The sequence below is a fragment of the Pseudomonas sp. MD195_PC81_125 genome (assembly GCF_014060985.1).
Lineage (GTDB): Bacteria > Pseudomonadota > Gammaproteobacteria > Pseudomonadales > Pseudomonadaceae > Aquipseudomonas > Aquipseudomonas parakoreensis.
In genome coordinates this window covers 1-17,845 of the sequence record NZ_JABULD010000031.1, presented here as the reverse complement: position 1 = coordinate 17,845, position 17,845 = coordinate 1, and the positions used below count along the sequence as shown (strand labels likewise).

Sequence of the window (17,845 nt, the reverse complement as noted above, 5' to 3'; positions counted from 1 at the left end):
GGTTACGTGCCGCAAGACGGCGCGTTGTTCCCGCACATGACGGTGGCGGCGAACATCGGCTTCGGTCTGGCCCTGACCGGAGCGGCCCCGCACCCCAGCGCATCCTTGAGTTGATGGACAGCGTGGCCCTCGACGCCAACATGGCCCACCGTTGGCCACATGAGCTGTCGGGCGGCCAGCAACAGCGGGTCTCGCTGGCCCGCGCTCTGGCGCAACAACCACGACTGATGCTGCTGGATGAGCCGTTCTCCGCCCTCGACACCGGTTTGCGCAGTGCCATGCGCAAAATGGTCGCGCGCCTGCTCGAAGACGCCGGCGTCACCACCATTCTGGTGACTCACGATCAGAGCGAGGCGTTGTCGTTTGCCGATCAATTGGCCGTGATGCGCAGTGGCCGGCTGGTGCAGTCCGGGCATCCGATGGATCTCTACCGCTATCCGCAGGATGAACAGACCGCGCACTTTCTCGGCGAAGCGGTGGTCCTGCCCGCGCAGATCGAGGCGGGTTGGGCGCATTGCGATCTGGGTCAGGTGGCGGTGAACAGCAACGGTTTCAGTGGCGCCGCGCAAATCATGCTGCGCCCCGAACAACTGCTGATCGCCGAGGTGGCCTCTGACAGTCATGGCTGCCACGCGCGGGTCACCGACCGTGATTTTGCCGGCAACACCTGCACTTTGACGGTTGAACTGAGTTCATCCGCGACGCAGGATCCGGCCCGTTCGATTCTGGTGCGCAGCACCGGTATGCACGCACCGCCCGCCGGCAGCGCGGTGCAGCTGTCGGTGCTCGGTGCGGCGCATGTGTTTGGCCTGAACTGATCAGAGATCGAAGCGATCCACCGCCCGCCGCCCGCTCGTTTGTCATCGCGCACATCGTAGTTGGCGGTGGTCTGGATGTTGCTGTGATGCGCCAGTTTCTGCGCAATCGACAGGTCATGCTCCTCGATCACCCGAGTGATGAACGAGCGACGGAAGTCGTGGGGCATGATCTTCACTCCGACCTGCGTGCCGCGCTGACGGGCAATGTAGTAGATCGCATGCTTGGTAATGCGCTCGCGGGTGATGTGGCTGCCACGGCGAATGCGGTTGAACAGAAAGGCATCGTCGCTCTCGCCTTCCTTGAGCTGCGAACGGCGCAGCTCGAGCCACGCATCAAGCTTGCTGAATGCCCACGCCGGCGCGTACTTGATCAACTGCTTGTTGCCCTTGGCGGTGACGCACAGGCTGCGCTCTGTGAAGTCGACCTGATTCAGGTCCAGGTCCACCGATTCCGACTTGCGCATACCCGTGCCGTACAGCAACGCAATGATCGCCGCATCGCGCAGGCCCTGCGGGCGCGGGTCGGCAGCGCAGACTTCCATCAATTCGTGAATCAACGTGCGCTTGAGATTGCGTCCCTGGGACAACCGTGTGCCGGCAATGCCCTTGACCGAGCGCATCTTCAAAAGATGTTCCTGGCTGATCAGGCTCATGCGCCAGGCCTCATTCATGACGCCGCGCACCGCATTCACATACAACGAAGAAGTGTTCGGTGCGTAGTTGTCTGCGCGTAATGCCGCGACCAGTGCAACAACATCTTCTGGTTGCAAGGCATGCCAGGGAATCTCTTCGACATTCAAGTCTTCAAAGCCCAGGCGATCGGCGGCATCTTGCAGCACGTAACGCATGGTCAATTGGCTGGAGGGCGCCAAACGCGCGAGGTACAGGCTCATCGGGTTGGTTTTTGGAGCGTCGGGGGTTGCAGCAACTAAATCAATCAAACGTTAAACCTTGAGTAAAAAATGTACAGCACTACAACAACTAACAAATGCAATGTACTTGAAGTAAAGAAGGTACTTGAGCTGCACTGTCGGACAAAAAAACTGCGATGGACGGCAGAAGCCTGAACAGCGGCTGTATAAGTGACAGATAAACGATTCGCCAACCGGTTTTTCATGTTCCTTTCACAAAAACCGGCATAACCTTAATTCCCATAGGTTCGGTAGTGGCTATGCCCCAACCTGCCGGGCAAATCGTGAAAAGTCAATCAATCCCCGACGTCATGCTTTTTTTGCCAAGTTATTGATGCAGGAGCGCTTTTCTGTGTCTACGCTGTGGTTGGATCCAACAGTTGCGTGAGTCCATCCTTTTATTTTTTGCAATGAGGTGCCCATGAGTAAGGCGTTTCTCCCCTTCTCTCGCCCCAGTATCGGCGATGAGGAAATTGCCGCTGTCGAGCAGGTGTTGCGCTCGGGCTGGATCACCACGGGGCCGAAAAACCAGGCACTCGAAGAGCAATTTGCGCAGTACGTGGGTTGCAAGCACGCGGTGGCCTTGTCTTCGGCCACCGGTGGGATGCACATCACGCTGCTGGCCCTGGGCATCGGCCCGGGCGACGAAGTCATCACCCCGTCGCAGACCTGGGTCTCGACCGCCAACATGATCTCCCTGCTGGGCGCCAAACCGGTGTTCGTCGATGTCGACCGCGACACGCTGATGACCGACGCTGCACGCATCGAAGCGGCCATCACCCCCCGGACCAAGGCAATCATTCCGGTGCACTATGCCGGCGCAGCATTCGATCTCGATCCGCTGTATGCCCTGGCCGACAAACACGGCATCCCGGTCATCGAAGACGCCGCCCACGCAGCCGGCACGCGCTACAAGGGGCGTCACGTCGGTTCGCAAGGCACGGCGATCTTCTCGTTCCACGCGATCAAGAACATGACCTGTGCCGAAGGCGCGATGTTCGTCACCGACGACGAAGCCCTCGCCAGCCGCGTGCGCATGCTCAAATTCCACGGCCTGGGCGTCGACGCCTATGACCGTCTGACCGGTGGCCGCAAGCCGCAGGCACAAGTGATGGAGCCGGGCTTCAAATACAACCTGGCCGACATCAACGCCGCGATTGCCCTCGTGCAGTTGCAGCGCCTGGACGAAATCAACGCCCGCCGCACCGAACTGGCCACGACCTATTTGCAAAAGTTCGAAGGCCTGCCAGTGCAACCGCTGGCCCTGCCCGACTACGCCCAGCAACACGCCTGGCACCTGTTCATCCTGCGCATCGACAGCGAGCGTTGCGGCATGGACCGCGAAGCCTTCATGAAGGCGTTGCAGGATCAGGGCATCGGCACCGGTATCCATTTCATCGCCACCCACTTGCACACCTGGTATCGCCAGCGTGACCCCGACCTCTACCTGCCCAACACCGAATGGAACTCGGCGCGGCTGTGCTCGATTCCGCTGTTCCCCGACATGACCGGTCAAGACCTTGACCGTGTCGTCGGTGCCATCGCACACATCATGGAAAAACGCCTGTGAAACCTTATCCAATCCGTAGCGTGTCGATCGTCATCCCGGTCTACAACGAACAGGAAAGCCTGCCCGAACTGCTGCGCCGTACCGAGGCGGCCTGCCGCCAGTTGCATCACGATTTCGAAATCGTGCTGGTCGACGACGGCAGCCGCGATGAGTCTGCCAACATGCTTGAAGAAGCCGCCGGGCGTGAAAACAGCCCGTTCGTGGCGGTCATTCTCAACCGCAACTATGGTCAGCACGCCGCGATCATGGCCGGTTTTGAACAGTGCAAGGGCGACGTGGTCATCACCCTCGACGCGACCTGCAGAACCCGCCGGAAGAAATCCCGCGACTGGTGGCCGAGGCCGAAAAAAGGTTACGACGTAGTCGGCACCGTGCGCGGCAATCGTCAGGATTCGGCGCTGCGCCGTTATCCGTCGAAGCTGATCAACCTGGCTGTGCAGCGCTCCACCGGCGTCGCGATGAGCGACTACGGCTGCATGCTGCGTGCCTACCGCCGCACCATCATCGACGCGATGCTCGCCTGCCGTGAACGCAGCACGTTCATCCCGATCCTGGCCAACAGCTTCGCCCGTCACACCACCGAAATCGTCGTGGCCCACGCCGAGCGTGAACACGGCGACTCGAAATACAGCCCGATGCGCCTGATCAACCTGATGTTCGATCTGATCACCTGCATGACCACCACCCCACTGCGCCTGCTCAGCATCGTCGGCTTCGCCATGGCCGGTCTGGGTGTGCTGTTCGCCGTTGCGCTGATCGTACTGCGTCTGGCCTTCGGTGCCGGTTGGGCCGGTGACGGCATGTTCGTGCTGTTCGCCGTACTGTTTGTGTTTACCGGTGGCCAGTTCATCGGCATGGGGCTGCTGGGTGAATACCTCGGTCGCATGTACAGCGATGTGCGCGCCCGTCCGCGTTTCTTCATCGAAAAGGTGTTGCGCAGCCAGCCGGCCGCTCCGGCCCCTGCCGTCACCGTTGATGGTCTTTCTTCTACCGCTACTTCTTCCACTTCCGATCAGGTTCTCTCATGAGTGCAAAAACTGTTGTCTTCGCCTACCACGATATTGGCTGCGCCGGCATTGAAGCCCTGCTCAACAGCGGCTTTGACATTGCAGCAGTGTTCACTCACGCCGATGATCCGAAAGAAAACGCGTTCTATGCGTCGGTCGCTCAGCTGTGCGCCAACAAAGGCATCCCGGTACACGCGCCGGAAGACGCCAACCACCCACTGTGGATCGAGCGCATCGCCAAGCTGGACCCGGAATACATCTTCTCCTTCTACTACCGCAACCTGCTGAGCGAGCCACTGCTGGCCCTGGCCAAAAAAGGGTGCATTCAACCTGCACGGTTCGCTGTTGCCGCGCTACCGCGGTCGCGCTCCGGCGAACTGGGTGCTGGTCAACGGCGAAACCGAAACCGGCGTGACCCTGCACCGCATGGTCAAGCGCGCCGATGCCGGCGCCATCGTTGCTCAACAGCGTGTTGCCATCGAACGCAGCGACACCGGCCTGACCCTGCACGCCAAACTGCGCACCGCCGCCAGCGATCTGCTGCGCGACACCCTGCCGAACATGCTGCAAGGCAAGATCACTGAAACCCCACAGGACGAATCGAAAGCCACCGTGTTCGGTCGTCGCACTCCGGCGGACGGCAAGCTGGTCTGGGCCAAACCGGCCGAAGAACTGTTCAACCTGGTGCGCGCCGTGACCCGTCCTTACCCGGGTGCGTTCTGCGCCGTGGGCGAACACAAACTGATCGTCTGGAGCGCTGAAGTCGTCAAGGGCAACGAAGGTCAGGCGCCAGGTCGCGTGATCAGCGTCGATCCGCTGCGCATTGCCTGCGGTCAGGACTCGCTGGTGATCAACGCCGGTCAGCGCAACGACAACGGTCTGTACCTCAGCGGCCCGCAACTGGCCAACGAACTGGGTCTGGTGGATGGCTCGCTGCTGCGCGGTGCCGAATCCGGTCGTGCGCCACGTCGTACCCGCGTGCTGATCCTCGGTGTCAACGGCTTCATCGGTAACCACCTGTCCGAGCGCCTGCTGCGTGACGACCGCTACGAAGTCTACGGTCTGGACATCGGCTCCGACGCCATCGACCGCCTGCGCAGCCACCCGAACTTCCACTTCGTCGAAGGCGACATCAGCATTCACTCCGAGTGGATCGAGTACCACATCAAGAAGTGCGACGTGGTCCTGCCGCTGGTGGCCATCGCCACGCCGATCGAATACACCCGCAACCCGCTGCGCGTATTCGAACTGGACTTCGAAGAAAACCTGAAGCTGGTTCGCTACTGCGTCAAGTACAACAAGCGCGTGATCTTCCCGTCGACCTCCGAAGTCTATGGCATGTGCCAGGACAAGAACTTCGACGAAGACAGCTCGAACCTGATCGTTGGCCCGATCAACAAGCAGCGCTGGATCTACTCGGTCTCCAAGCAACTGCTGGACCGCGTGATCTGGGCTTACGGCGCCAAGGGCCTGAACTTCACCCTGTTCCGTCCGTTCAACTGGATGGGCCCGCGTCTGGACCGTCTGGATTCGGCGCGTATCGGCAGCTCCCGCGCCATTACCCAGTTGATCCTCAACCTGGTGGAAGGCACGCCAATCCGCCTGTTCGATGGTGGCGAGCAGAAGCGTTGCTTCACTGACATTGCTGACGGCGTTGAAGCCTTGGCGCGCATCATCGACAACGACAATGACGTGTGCAACGGCCAGATCATCAACATCGGCAACCCGGACAACGAGGCCAGCATCCGTCAACTGGGCGAAGAGCTGCTGCGTCAGTTCGAAGCACACCCGCTGCGTCACAACTTCCCGCCGTTCGCCGGTTTCCGCGACGTGGAAAGCAAGGCGTTCTACGGTGCCGGTTACCAGGACGTGGAACACCGCAAGCCAAGCATCGCCAACGCCAAGCGCCTGCTGAACTGGGAGCCGACCGTGGAAATGCGCGAGACCATCGGCAACACCCTGGACTTCTTCCTGCGTGAAGCCATGCTCGAAATCGCGGACAAGAAGTAATGCAGGCAGGTCTTCGTATCGATGTCGACACCTACCGCGGCACCCGAGAAGGTGTGCCGCGTCTGTTGGAGATGCTCGACGAGGCGCAGGTCAAGGCAACGTTTTTCTTCAGTGTCGGCCCGGACAACATGGGCCGGCATCTGTGGCGCCTGATCCGCCCGCAGTTCCTCTGGAAAATGCTGCGTTCCAACGCTGCCGGCCTCTACGGCTGGGACATTCTGCTGGCCGGCACTGCCTGGCCCGGCAAACCGATTGGCCGTGATCTCGGGCACCTGATGCGTCAGGCCCGGGACGCCGGTCACGAGGTTGGCCTGCACGCCTGGGATCACCATGGCTGGCAGGCCAATGCCGGGCGCTGGAGTGACGCGCAACTGATCGAACAGATCCGTTGCGGCGTCGACACCTTGAGCGACATCCTCGGGGAAAAGATCCAGTGTTCGGCCGCCGCCGGTTGGCGTGCGGACGAGCGCGTGATCGAGGCCAAGCAGACTTTCGGCTTTCGCTACAACAGCGATTGCCGTGGGCAAAGCCTGTTCCGTCCGCTGCTGGCGGACGGCACGCCGGGCACGCCGCAGATTCCAGTGGACCTGCCGACCTTCGATGAAGTCGTCGGCCCGCACGTGGCGGCGAAGGACTTCAACGCCTTCATCCTCGACCGGTTCCAGTCGCAAGCACTCAACGTCTACACCATTCATGCCGAAGTAGAAGGGATTCTGATGGCTCAGGACTTTCGTCAATTGCTGGCCGATGCACGCCAGCGCCACATTGACTTCCAACCCTTGGGCAACTTGCTGCCCGAGTATTTCAACACCTTGCCCGTGGGCCGCGTGCAACGCGGTGCGCTCGAAGGCCGCGAAGGCTGGCTGGGAGTGCAAGGCGCATGACCAGACGCTGGGCACTGCCGCTGTTGGTCGGCCTTTGTCTGCTGGCCTATCTGTTGCCGTTGAGCACCCATGGCCTGTGGATCCCCGACGAAACCCGTTACGCACAGATCAGCCAGGACATGCTGCTCAGTGGCAACTGGGTGTCGCCGCATTTCATGGGCCTGCGGTATTTCGAGAAGCCGATTGCCGGCTACTGGATGATCGCCATCGGCCAGGAACTGTTCGGGCAGAACCTGTTCGGCGTGCGCTTCGCGTCGGCCCTCAGCACGGCTTTGAGTGTGTTGCTGGCCTACCTGGTCGCACGCAGGCTATGGAACGATCCGCGCAAGAGCTTCGTCTGTGCCCTGCTCTACATGAGTTTCACAGTCGTCGCCGGTCAGGCCGGGTACGCCAACCTCGATCCGCAGTTCACCTTCTGGGTCAACCTGAGTCTGGTGGCGCTGTGGTTTGCGCTTGACAGCAAAAGCACCGGGCACCGTCTGGGCGCCTGGGCGCTGCTCGGGCTGGCCTGCGGCATGGGCTTCATGACCAAGGGCTTTCTCGCCTGGTTGCTGCCGGTGCTGATCGCATTGCCGTGGATGCTCTGGCAGAAACGCTGGCGCGAACTGCTGATATTCGGCCCGGTCGCTATCGCTATCGCGATCATCGTCAGCTTGCCGTGGGCACTGGCGGTGCACGCACAGGAACCGGATTACTGGCGGTTTTTCTTCTGGCACGAACACATCCGCCGCTTCGCCGGTGACGATGCGCAGCACGATGCGCCATGGTGGTTCTATCTGCCGCTGTTGGTGGCGTTCAGTTTGCCGTGGGTTGGTCTGTTGCCGACCGCGTTCAAGCAAGCCTGGCAAACCCGGGCCCAGCCGAACATGGTTTTCCTGCTGTTGTGGCTGTGGTTGCCGCTGGGCTTTTTCAGCCTGAGCAACGGCAAGCTGCCGACCTACATCCTGCCCTGCCTGTTGCCGATGGCACTGCTGCTGGGCAATGCGCTGGCTGATCGTCTGCGTCTCGAACAAGGTCGGGCGCTGGGGATCAACGGTCTGCTGAACCTGCTGCTGGGTGTGGTCACGCTGATCGCACTGGTTTACCTGCAACTGAACAAACCGATGTACGACCACGAACTGCACAGCATGGTGCTGGTGTTCATTGCCTTGATCGGCTGGATCATCGCCAACCTGGCGCAAGCGTTCCTGCCGCTGCAATGCTGGGCGGCACCAGCGCTGGGCAGCCTGCTGCTGGCCGGGATCCTGCCGGCGGCGTTGCCCAAATCGGTGGTGGCCAACAAAACCCCGGATCAGTTCATCCGCCATCACGTCACTGAACTGTCCGGTGCCACGCACTTGCTGAGCAACGATCTGGGCGCCGCAGCGGCACTGGCCTGGCGCATGAAACAACCGCAAGTCGCGCTGTACAACACGGTCGGCGAACTCAAGTACGGTCTGTCCTACCCGGAAGGTGCTGAACGCCGACTCACCAAAGACAACGTTCAGCAATGGGTCCGTGAAGCGCGCCGCAGCGGCTCGGTCGGCGTGCTGATGCGCGTCAAGGGCCAGGACGAACTTGAAGAACTCGATCTGCTGCCTAAAGACGGTACCCGTTACGAATCGGGCAATCTGGTGATCATGGTGCTGCCCAAGGATCCGTCATGAGTTGGCTGCTGTTACTGACGGCGTGTCTGCTGACGTGTCTGGGGCAAGTCGCACAGAAATTCGCCGTGGAGAGCTGGCGCGGCGTTGAGTCGTCGTGGGCTGACAAACTGCGTTCGCCGTGGTTGTGGCTGGCGCTGTTTTCACTGGGCAGCGGGCTGCTGGTCTGGCTGCTGGTGCTGCAACGTCTTGAAGTGGGCATCGCTTACCCGATGCTCAGCCTCAACTTCGTACTGATCACCCTGATCGCCCGCTTCGTCTTTCACGAGCCCATCGACCGCCAGCATTGGCTGGGCGTGGCGCTGGTGATCGGCGGCGTGGTTTTGCTGGGGCAACAGTCATGAGCCAGGCACGAGGTATCGGTTTTGCGCTGGCCAGCGTGGGTCTGGTCAGCGCTGCCCAGTTGGGGATGCGCTGGAGCATGACACGCCTGCCGCAACCGGAACAATGGCTGGCGGCGTTGAGCACCGGCAGTGTCGATCTGTCGGCACTGGCTGTGGTGGTGGCGGCGATTTTCGCCTACGCCCTGTCGATGCTCTGCTGGCTCGCGGCCTTGCGCGATCTGCCGCTGGGGCGGGCCTATTCACTGTTGAGCATCAGCTATGCGCTGGTGTACCTGCTGGCAGCCAGTCTGCCGCTGTTCAACGAATCGTTCAGTTTCACTAAATCGCTGGGCGTGGCACTGGTCATGCTCGGGGTCATCACTATTAACACTCGTCCGTCTCGTGCGCCCGAATTCAGGAGTGCTCCATGAAAATCACAGTATTTGGTAGCGGTTATGTCGGTCTGGTGCAGGCCGCCGTGTTGGCCGAAGTCGGTCACGACGTCGTGTGCATGGACATCGATCAGAAGAAAGTCGAACTGCTGCGCCAGGGTCACGTCAGCATCTTCGAACCGGGCCTGTCGAACCTGGTGCGCGAAGGTCTGGACTCCAGCCGCCTGCATTTCACCTCTGATGAAAAACTTGCCGTGCAGCACGGTCGCGTTGCGTTCATCGCTGTCGGTACACCGTCGAGCGACGACGGCTCGGCGGATCTGAAATACGTGCTGTCGGTGGGTGACGCCGTGGCGCGCCACCGTGAGCAGCCGCTGATTCTGGTGGAGAAATCCACCGTACCGGTTGGTACCGGCGACACCCTGCGTGCACACATTCAAGCCGCGCTGGACAAGGCCGGTCGTGAGCTGCAGTTCGATATCGTCTCCAACCCGGAATTCCTCAAGGAAGGTTCGGCGGTGTCCGACTGCCGTCGTCCGGACCGCATCGTCATCGGCTGCGAAGGTGACGACGTGCGCGATGTGATGCGCGACCTGTACTCGCCATTCAACCGCAACCACGACCGCATCATGTTCATGGACCTGCGCAGCGCCGAGCTGACCAAATACGCCGCCAACTGCATGCTGGCGACCAAGATCAGCTTCATCAACCAGATCGCCGAACTGGCCGAACACCTGGGCGCCGACATCGAATCGGTCCGTCAGGGCATCGGTGCCGATACGCGCATCGGCTACCATTTCATTTACCCGGGCTGCGGTTATGGCGGCTCGTGCTTCCCCAAAGACATGCGCGCGCTGATTCACAGCGCCGAGCAGGCGCACTGCTCCAGCGACCTGCTGCAAGCGGTCGAAGCGATCAACGAGCGGCAGAAGCACAAGCTGTTCGACCGTATCAACGCGTTCTACAAGGGTGACCTGCGCGGCAAGACCTTCGCCCTGTGGGGCCTGGCGTTCAAGCCGAACACCGACGACATGCGCGACGCACCGAGCCGCGTGCTGCTCGATTCGCTGTTCGCCGCCGGCGCCAGCGTGCGCGCGTTCGACCCGGAAGCGATGCAGGAAACCCAGCATCTGTACCCGAACGAAGAAAAACTGATGCTGATGGGCACCCCGGAATCGGTGCTGGCCGGTTCCGATGCACTGATCATCTGCACCGAATGGCAGCAGTTCAAGGCGCCGGATTTCGACCTGATCGAGCAACGCCTGAAAGCCCCGGTGATCTTCGACGGCCGCAACCTGTACGACGCCGAGCGTCTGGCGCGCAATGGCTTCAAGTACTTCCCGATCGGCCGGGGCGATTCGCGCAAACTGCCGATGCCACTGCAGCAGTGGCCTAACAAAGCGGAAGTCGCTTGATCACGTTGTCGCCTGTCATCCGCCGGCAGTCCCTGATCGCAGGGCTGCTGGCACTGCTGTTGTTTATCGCCGGGGTTTACGGACAGGCTCCCATTGGCTTCGATTCACGTTTTGTGCTGTTTGCCCAAGAGATGCTCAGGCACGGGCCAACGGTATTCCCGACGACCTACGGGCAGCCGTACGCCGATTATTCGGCGCTTTCGACGCTGTTCATCTGGCTGTTGTCGCTGCCCTTCGGCGCGATCAACACCCTGACGGCATGGCTGCCCAGCGCCATTGCCGGCGGCGTGATCGTGACGTTGATGTACCGTTTGCTGGCGGTGCATTCGCAACGCTGGGCGTTGATCAGCATTGCGCTGCTGATGCTCACCAGCACCTTCGTCACCGAAGTGCGCGCGGTGTCGCAAGACCTGATGCTCGCCGCCGTGGCGCTGTCGGTGTTTTATCTGGGTTACGCGCACGACCACTTTGGCTCGCGCCGACGCTGGCCGCTGATCTTTGTCCTGTTGCTGCTGGGTTTTGGTATCCGTGGGCCGATCGGCCTGGTGGTGCCGACCGGCATGCTCTGCAGTTACTACCTGCTCAATCGTGAGTGGAAACGCCTGTTGGTATTCGGTGTACTGGCGTCGATCCTGCTCGCCGCGTGCGTCGCGCTGCTGTTGTGGCTGGCCAGACTCAGTGGCGGCGAAGCGTTCCTGCAAGACGTGATCCGCATGCAGTTCATGGGGCGCATGGACGGCAGTGAAGGCGTCAGCGGTTCGCTGTATTACTTCACCAGTTCCATGGGCAACTACGCACTGGCGTATCCGCTGGCGATCCTGGCGTTGGCGGCGACCTGGCTGAGCAAACCGCATCAGCGCGGGCCGGCCTTGCGTCTGGTGCAATACTGTGCGGCTGCCGGGCTGATCGTCATGGTTGGCCTGTCGATTCCACAGGCGAAGAAGGCGCGTTACCTGCTGCCGATGTTGCCGATGGCGGCGATCATCGCGGCGTACCCGTTTCAGGTGCTGCACGGTCGGGTGTTCCGCGTATTGCGCGGGGTTATCCAAGGCATTTGGCTGGTGACGCCGGGACTGTTGATGGTGGCCCTGCTGGTTGCCAAACGCCGCTTCCCCGAGCAGCTCGACGGTCTGACTCTGGTGCTGATCGTACTCGGTGTTCTGCAATTGCTCGCGTTGTCGCGCCTGTTGATACCGCGTTGGCGTGCCGAAGTGCTGGCGCTGTGCTCGGTGCTCGCGCTGTGGATGGTGTATGCCGCGGTGTTCGAACCGGTGGAGCGACGCTTGTACGACACGCAGGCGTTCAGTCGCGCCGTCTTCGCGCAGGTGCAGCAGAACCCGGCACCGCTGGTGCTGCACGGCATGGGCAAGGACGCCAAGGCGATCAAGTTCATGGTCAACGTCGAGCAGGACCTGCAACCGCAGTTCACCGAAACGGTGCAGCAACTCGAATCCCTCAAAGGCCCGGCCTGGCTGATGATGGACAGCAAGGACCTGCAATCGCTGCAGGGCACCTCGCTGGCGGGCCTGCAACCGGTGCTGGCCGGCCGTTTCGACAAGAACGATTACGTGCTGTTGTACCTCAAACCCTTGTAGGAACTGATTGAGGCTGCGATCTTTTGCGCTTTCAGGAAAAAGATCGCAGCCTGCGGCAGCGCTTACAGGGACTTTTACCATGAGTTTTGTTGTACGCCGGGCGCGGCAGAGTGACGCCGACGCCCTCCCCGCCATTGAACGCTCGGCCGCCGAGCTGTTTCGCTCAGATCCGACCCTCGCCTGGTTGGCCGACACTGACGTGGCCAGCGCCGCGCAACACCGCCAATTCATCGACCATGCCCACGTCTGGGTCGCCGAAAACACCTCGGCGCAGCTCGCAGGGTTTATCCGCGCGCTGGATGTCGGCAAGCAACTGCACATTGAGGAACTGTCCGTCAGCCTGGCGTTTTGGGGTCAGGGCGTGGGCCGTCAACTGCTGCTGGCCGCGATTGAACATGCCCGCCGCGAGCAGATGCGCGCCGTGACCCTGACCACGTTTCGCGATGTGCCGTGGAATGCGCCGTTTTTATCATCGGATGGGGTTTGTGGACGTCGCACCCGGTGAGCACGAAGCGCATTTGCTCGATGCCCTGCAGAACGAAATCGAACAGGGTTTTGCCGCCGAGCGACGCTGCGCCATGCAGCTGAGATTGCCCTGACAGGACAAATCCCTTGTAGGAACGAGCCTGCTCGCGATAGCGTCCTGTCAGTCAACTGCGTTGGCGCCTGACACTCGGTATTGGCGAGCAGGCTCGCTGCCACGCGGGTTTCATCATAAAAACAAGGACATTTGCACTGCCGTGGCCACCTACTCCCGCCTGATACGCCGCCTGATGATCACCTCGCTGAGCATCGTCATCAGCCGTGCCCTGATCAGTCCACTGCTGACCCTGTTCCTCAGCAACAAACTGGACCTCAACCCGCAGGACGTCGGTCTGCTGTTGGGCATCGCCGTGTTCAGTGCCACGCTGTTGTCGCTGTATGGCGGCTACATCATCGATCGCCTCGACAAGCGTCAGCTGTTGATCCTGACCATGCTCTCCAGCGGTGTCGGCCTGATGCTGCTGACCTTCGCGCAGAATCTGTACCTGGTCACGCTGGTGCTGATCATCAGTGAAACGGCGTCGGCACTGTTCCTGATCTGCTCCAAAGCGATGCTCAGTGAAAACCTGCCGGTCGGCCAGCGGGTCAAGGCGTTTTCACTGAACTACACGCTGACCAACATTGCTACGCCGTGGGCCCGATGATCGGTGTAGTGATTGCCGGGGTTCAGCCATCAGCGCCGTTTATCGTCGCCGGGCTGATTGCCGCCGGCAGCGTTTTCCTGCTGCTGGGCGTTTCCCGCGAGACCGGTCCGCTGTCGCCAGCCAGCCCGCCACAGAGTTTCCTGAACACCCTGATCATCCTGAAAAACGACCGCACGATGATCCTGTTCACCCTCGGTTGTCTACTCAGCACCCTGGTCCACGGGCGCTTTACCCTGTACCTGTCGCAATACCTGCTGGTCACCCATACCCAAGAACAGACACTCGACACCATGGCCGCCCTGCTGGCCTGCAACGCGATCACGGTGATCCTGCTGCAATACCAGATCGGGCGTTTACTCAAGCGCGAGCACCTGCGGTTCTGGATTGCCGGCGGCACGGCGTTGTTCATCGTCGGTCTGTTCGGTTTCAGCCTGGCGGACAGCCTCGTCGGCTGGTGCGTGGCGATGTTCATCTTCACCCTCGGCGAGATGATCATTTACCCGGCGGATTTCCTCTTCGTCGATACCCTCGCGCCGGAAGCGCTGCGCGGCAGTTATTACGGCGCGCAGAACCTCGCGGCACTGGGCGGTGCGCTGAGTCCGGTGATGTGCGGTTTTTTGCTGATGCATACCTCAGCGCCGAGCATGTTCTACGCCCTGAGTGCCTTGGCCGCGCTGGGTGGTTATCTGTGTTTTGTCAGTGGACGTCGCGTGGCAACAATTCAAAAATAATGCACTGAATCAGCATTTATATGAATTTGTCAGCATCGTATTTGCACGGCACACTGTGCGCGTTCCTCCCCCAATAGTTGGAACGCTTAGAGGACTTTCCGAAACGGACAAGTCCTTTTTTTTGCCTCGATTTTACTGCCAAGGACCCGATTCACATGCTCGCTCGCTGGTTCCCCGCCGCCATCAACACCCGCCCCACCGAATGGAGCCGCGCCGCCATCGGTATGGCCTTGGGCACCTTGTTCAGTGTCTGGGCGTGCAGTCAGGTATTCGGCCATGAAGTGGCGTATCACCTGATCGGGCCATTGGGTGCTTCGGCGGTGCTGTTGTTCGCCGTGTCCTCCGGCGCGCTGGCGCAGCCTTGGTCGATCATCGGCGGCTATCTGTGCGCCAGTGTCATTGCGTTGCTGGTGGCTCATGTTCTTGGGCGAACCCTGGGCAGTGCCTGTCTGGCGGCAGGCATGGCGCTGATTCTGATGTGCTGGTTGCGTTGCCTGCATCCACCGGCCGGCGCGCTGGCGCTGACGTTGGTGCTGGCCGATCCGGCCACCATCGCCCTGGACTGGAAAGCCATGGAACCGGTGATGCTCGCCGCCGCGTGCATGCTGCTCAGTGCGCTGGCCTACAACAACCTGACGCGCATCCGCTATCCGAAACGCCCGGCCGAACCCGCGCCGCTACAGACTCCCGTCGACAGCCAGTCAATTACCGCCGAGGATTTGAAACGGGCACTGGCCGAGATGGAAGCCTTTATCGACGTCACTCCCGAAGACCTCGAACAACTGATCCACGCCAGCGAACTGCACGCCAAACGCCGCAGCATCGGCGAAGTCTTCTCCTGACACCTCACGCACCCTGTAGGAGCTGTCGAGTGCAACGAGGCTGCGATCTTTTCAAGATCAAAAGATCGCACCTTCGGCAGCTCCTACACAAGCACATCCGATTTTTACCTAAGGCAAAAACGCAAACTCCCCCTGCACATATCCCGGTTGTACACGGCAAATTTGCACTGTTACGATCCGTCAACGCTCGCGCGCGAGCTTCTCGAATTAAAGACAATAAAAGCAGGGAGTTAGTGATGACTGCTCAGGCTTCATCCCCGCGGACGCCGTCCATGGATGCCACGCAAAACGACGTGCTGGCCGAGGTTCGCAACCACATTGGTCACCTGACCCTAAACCGCCCCGCCGGTCTCAACGCCATCACCCTCGACATGGTTCGCCAGTTGCAGCAGCAACTCGATGCCTGGGCCGCTGATGCCAATGTGCACGCGGTGGTGCTGCGCGGTGCCGGTGAAAAAGCTTTCTGCGCCGGTGGCGATATTCGTTCCCTGTACGACAGTTTCAAAAGCGGCGCCACGCTGCACGAAGATTTCTTCGTCGAGGAATACGCCCTCGACCTGACCATTCATCACTACCGCAAACCGGTACTGGCGTTGATGGACGGTTTCGTCCTCGGCGGCGGCATGGGCCTGGTGCAAGGTGCGGACCTGCGGGTGGTGACCGAGAAGAGCCGTCTGGCGATGCCGGAAGTGGCCATTGGTTATTTCCCCGATGTCGGCGGCAGCTATTTCCTCTCGCGGATTCCCGGTGAACTGGGAATCTATCTGGGCGTCAGCGGTGTGCAGATTCGTGCGGCGGATGCGTTGTACTGCGGGCTGGCCGATTGGTTCGTCGACAGCCGCCAACTGGCGAGCCTCGACGAACAACTCGATCACCTGGAATGGCACGACACGCCGCTCAAGGATCTGCAGGGCCTGCTGGCGAAAAACGGCGTGCAAACCCTGGCCGATGCGCCGCTGGAGAAGCTGCGCCCGGCCATCGACCATTTCTTCGCCCTGCCGGACGTGCCGAGCATTGTCGAGCAACTGCGCGCAGTCACCGTCGCCGACAGCCATGAGTGGGCGACGACCACCGCTGACCTGCTGGAGACCCGCTCGCCGCTGGCGATGGCCGTGACCCTGGAGATGCTCCGTCGCGGTCGGCAACTGAGCCTGGAACACTGCTTCGCCCTCGAACTGCATCTGGATCGTCAGTGGTTCGAACGCGGCGACCTGATCGAAGGCGTGCGTGCCCTGCTGATCGACAAAGACAAGACACCTCGCTGGAATCCGCCGACCCTCGCCGCGCTGGACGCCGGGCACGTCGCGAGTTTCTTTAACGGTTTTGATGAGAGCGGGAGCTGAGCCATGCACGATCTCGAACTGACTGAAGAACAAGTAATGATCCGCGACATGGCCCGGGATTTTGCCCGTGGCGAAATCGCACCTCACGCGCAAGCCTGGGAAAAGGCTGGCTGGATCGACGACGCGCTGGTGGCGAAGATGGGCGAACTCGGTTTGCTCGGTATGGTGGTGCCCGAGGAATGGGGCGGCACTTACGTTGATTACGTCGCCTATGCGCTGGCCGTCGAAGAAATTTCAGCCGGTGACGGCGCGACTGGCGCGTTCATGAGCATCCACAACTCGGTGGGTTGTGGGCCGGTCATGAATTACGGCAGCGAAGAACAGAAACAAACCTGGCTGGCCGACCTCGCCAGCGGTCAGGTCATTGGCTGCTTCTGCCTCACCGAACCGCAGGCCGGCTCCGAGGCGCACAACCTGCGCACCCGCGCCGAACTGCGCGACGGCCAGTGGGTGATCAACGGCGCCAAGCAATTCGTCAGCAACGGCAAACGGGCGAAACTGGCGATCGTGTTTGCGGTGACCGACCCGGATCTGGGCAAGAAAGGCATTTCTGCATTCCTGGTGCCCACCGATACGCCGGGTTTCATCGTTGATCGCACTGAACACAAGATGGGCATCCGCGCCTCCGACACCTGCGCAGTGACCCTCAACAACTGCAGCATTCCCGAGGCCAACCTGCTCGGCGAGCGCGGCAAGGGTCTGGCGATTGCCCTGTCCAACCTCGAAGGCGGCCGCATCGGCATTGCTGCGCAAGCTTGGGGCATCGCCCGGGCGGCGTTTGAAGCGGCGCTTGTGTACTCCCGTGATCGCATCCAGTTCGGCAAGCCGATCAACGAACACCAGAGCATCGCCAACCTGTTGGCCGACATGCACATGCAAATCAACGCGGCGCGCTTGATGATCCTGCACGCGGCGCGCCTGCGCACGGCGGGCAAGCCGTGTCTGTCAGAGGCGTCACAGGCCAAACTGTTCGCCTCGGAGATAGCCGAAAAGGTCTGCTCGTCGGCGATTCAGATTCATGGCGGGTACGGGTATCTGGAGGATTATCCGGTCGAGAAGTACTACCGCGATGCGCGAATTACCCAGATCTACGAGGGGTCGAGCGAGATTCAGCGGATGGTGATTGCGCGGGAGCTGAAGAACTACCCGCTGTAAAAAGCAAAAGATCGCAGCC

At 61.0% G+C, this 17,845-nt stretch carries 12 protein-coding genes and 4 pseudogenes; 15 read left to right on the top strand and 1 reads right to left on the bottom strand.

The genetic code is table 11. The annotated features are described in order from the left end of the window. Positions 1–818, top strand: a pseudogene (locus tag HT737_RS01460) (ABC transporter ATP-binding protein); the annotation flags it as partial. Here the strand turns inward: HT737_RS01460 and xerC are convergent. Further along, positions 819–1,711 (bottom strand): annotated as a pseudogene (gene xerC, locus HT737_RS01455) (tyrosine recombinase XerC). 439 nt (positions 1,712–2,150) lie between these two features. Between xerC and arnB the strand changes: the two are divergent. From arnB to HT737_RS01385, 14 genes and pseudogenes are all read left to right on the top strand, one after another. Continuing rightward, positions 2,151–3,299 (top strand): UDP-4-amino-4-deoxy-L-arabinose aminotransferase, encoded by a 1,149-nt coding sequence (arnB, locus tag HT737_RS01450; protein WP_182401098.1) that lies wholly within the window; start codon positions 2,151–2,153, stop codon positions 3,297–3,299. Continuing rightward, entirely contained in the window at positions 3,296–4,327 is a 1,032-nt protein-coding gene (locus tag HT737_RS01445; protein WP_182401096.1) for a glycosyltransferase, read from the top strand. The genes arnB and HT737_RS01445 overlap by 4 nt, the downstream gene beginning before the upstream one ends. Then, positions 4,324–6,316 (top strand): annotated as a pseudogene (gene arnA / locus HT737_RS01440) (bifunctional UDP-4-amino-4-deoxy-L-arabinose formyltransferase/UDP-glucuronic acid oxidase ArnA). Before HT737_RS01445 ends, arnA begins: the two are co-directional and overlap by 4 nt. Continuing rightward, complete coding sequence (gene arnD, locus HT737_RS01435) at positions 6,316–7,200, top strand: 4-deoxy-4-formamido-L-arabinose-phosphoundecaprenol deformylase (RefSeq protein WP_047294353.1); 885 nt, start codon at positions 6,316–6,318, stop codon at positions 7,198–7,200. Before arnA ends, arnD begins: the two are co-directional and overlap by 1 nt. Then, a complete protein-coding gene (gene arnT / locus HT737_RS01430; RefSeq protein WP_182401094.1) occupies positions 7,197–8,846 on the top strand; it encodes a lipid IV(A) 4-amino-4-deoxy-L-arabinosyltransferase in 1,650 nt (549 codons plus the stop codon). Before arnD ends, arnT begins: the two co-directional genes overlap by 4 nt. Then, on the top strand, positions 8,843–9,187 hold the full coding sequence (gene arnE, locus HT737_RS01425; protein WP_182401092.1) for a 4-amino-4-deoxy-L-arabinose-phosphoundecaprenol flippase subunit ArnE: 345 nt from the start codon (positions 8,843–8,845) through the stop codon (positions 9,185–9,187). Before arnT ends, arnE begins: the two co-directional genes overlap by 4 nt. Then, entirely contained in the window at positions 9,184–9,597 is a 414-nt protein-coding gene (arnF, locus tag HT737_RS01420; RefSeq protein WP_182401090.1) for a 4-amino-4-deoxy-L-arabinose-phosphoundecaprenol flippase subunit ArnF, read from the top strand. Before arnE ends, arnF begins: the two co-directional genes overlap by 4 nt. Further along, positions 9,594–10,973, top strand: coding sequence for a UDP-glucose/GDP-mannose dehydrogenase family protein (locus HT737_RS01415; RefSeq protein ID WP_182401088.1), 1,380 nt, complete (start codon positions 9,594–9,596; stop codon positions 10,971–10,973). Before arnF ends, HT737_RS01415 begins: the two co-directional genes overlap by 4 nt. Continuing rightward, complete coding sequence (locus HT737_RS01410) at positions 10,970–12,568, top strand: glycosyltransferase family 39 protein (protein WP_182401086.1); 1,599 nt, start codon at positions 10,970–10,972, stop codon at positions 12,566–12,568. The genes HT737_RS01415 and HT737_RS01410 overlap by 4 nt, the downstream gene beginning before the upstream one ends. A gap of 79 nt (positions 12,569–12,647) precedes the next feature. After that, positions 12,648–13,073: a GNAT family N-acetyltransferase gene (locus tag HT737_RS01405; RefSeq protein WP_306287129.1), complete on the top strand. Its 426-nt coding sequence runs from the start codon at positions 12,648–12,650 to the stop codon at positions 13,071–13,073. A gap of 235 nt (positions 13,074–13,308) precedes the next feature. Further along, positions 13,309–14,486: pseudogene (locus HT737_RS01400) on the top strand (MFS transporter). 155 nt (positions 14,487–14,641) lie between these two features. Beyond that, complete coding sequence (locus HT737_RS01395) at positions 14,642–15,328, top strand: HPP family protein (RefSeq protein ID WP_182401084.1); 687 nt, start codon at positions 14,642–14,644, stop codon at positions 15,326–15,328. A 236-nt stretch (positions 15,329–15,564) separates the two neighbouring features. Continuing rightward, complete coding sequence (locus HT737_RS01390) at positions 15,565–16,671, top strand: enoyl-CoA hydratase/isomerase family protein (protein WP_182401082.1); 1,107 nt, start codon at positions 15,565–15,567, stop codon at positions 16,669–16,671. A gap of 3 nt (positions 16,672–16,674) precedes the next feature. Then, on the top strand, positions 16,675–17,826 hold the full coding sequence (locus HT737_RS01385; RefSeq protein WP_182401080.1) for an acyl-CoA dehydrogenase family protein: 1,152 nt from the start codon (positions 16,675–16,677) through the stop codon (positions 17,824–17,826). The last annotated feature ends 19 nt before the right edge of the window (positions 17,827–17,845 follow it).

What these genes read in the sequence shown, in the direction of transcription:
- HT737_RS01415 (WP_182401088.1), top strand. Translation starts at nt 9,594, where the DNA reads ATGAAAATCACAGTATTTGGTAGCGGTTATGTCGGTCTGGTGCAGGCC.
- arnB (WP_182401098.1), top strand. Translation starts at nt 2,151, where the DNA reads ATGAGTAAGGCGTTTCTCCCCTTCTCTCGCCCCAGTATCGGCGATGAG.
- HT737_RS01395 (WP_182401084.1), top strand. Translation starts at nt 14,642, where the DNA reads ATGCTCGCTCGCTGGTTCCCCGCCGCCATCAACACCCGCCCCACCGAA.
- HT737_RS01405 (WP_306287129.1), top strand. Translation starts at nt 12,648, where the DNA reads ATGAGTTTTGTTGTACGCCGGGCGCGGCAGAGTGACGCCGACGCCCTC.
- arnF (WP_182401090.1), top strand. Translation starts at nt 9,184, where the DNA reads ATGAGCCAGGCACGAGGTATCGGTTTTGCGCTGGCCAGCGTGGGTCTG.
- arnT (WP_182401094.1), top strand. Translation starts at nt 7,197, where the DNA reads ATGACCAGACGCTGGGCACTGCCGCTGTTGGTCGGCCTTTGTCTGCTG.
- arnD (WP_047294353.1), top strand. Translation starts at nt 6,316, where the DNA reads ATGCAGGCAGGTCTTCGTATCGATGTCGACACCTACCGCGGCACCCGA.
- arnE (WP_182401092.1), top strand. Translation starts at nt 8,843, where the DNA reads ATGAGTTGGCTGCTGTTACTGACGGCGTGTCTGCTGACGTGTCTGGGG.
- HT737_RS01390 (WP_182401082.1), top strand. Translation starts at nt 15,565, where the DNA reads ATGACTGCTCAGGCTTCATCCCCGCGGACGCCGTCCATGGATGCCACG.
- HT737_RS01385 (WP_182401080.1), top strand. Translation starts at nt 16,675, where the DNA reads ATGCACGATCTCGAACTGACTGAAGAACAAGTAATGATCCGCGACATG.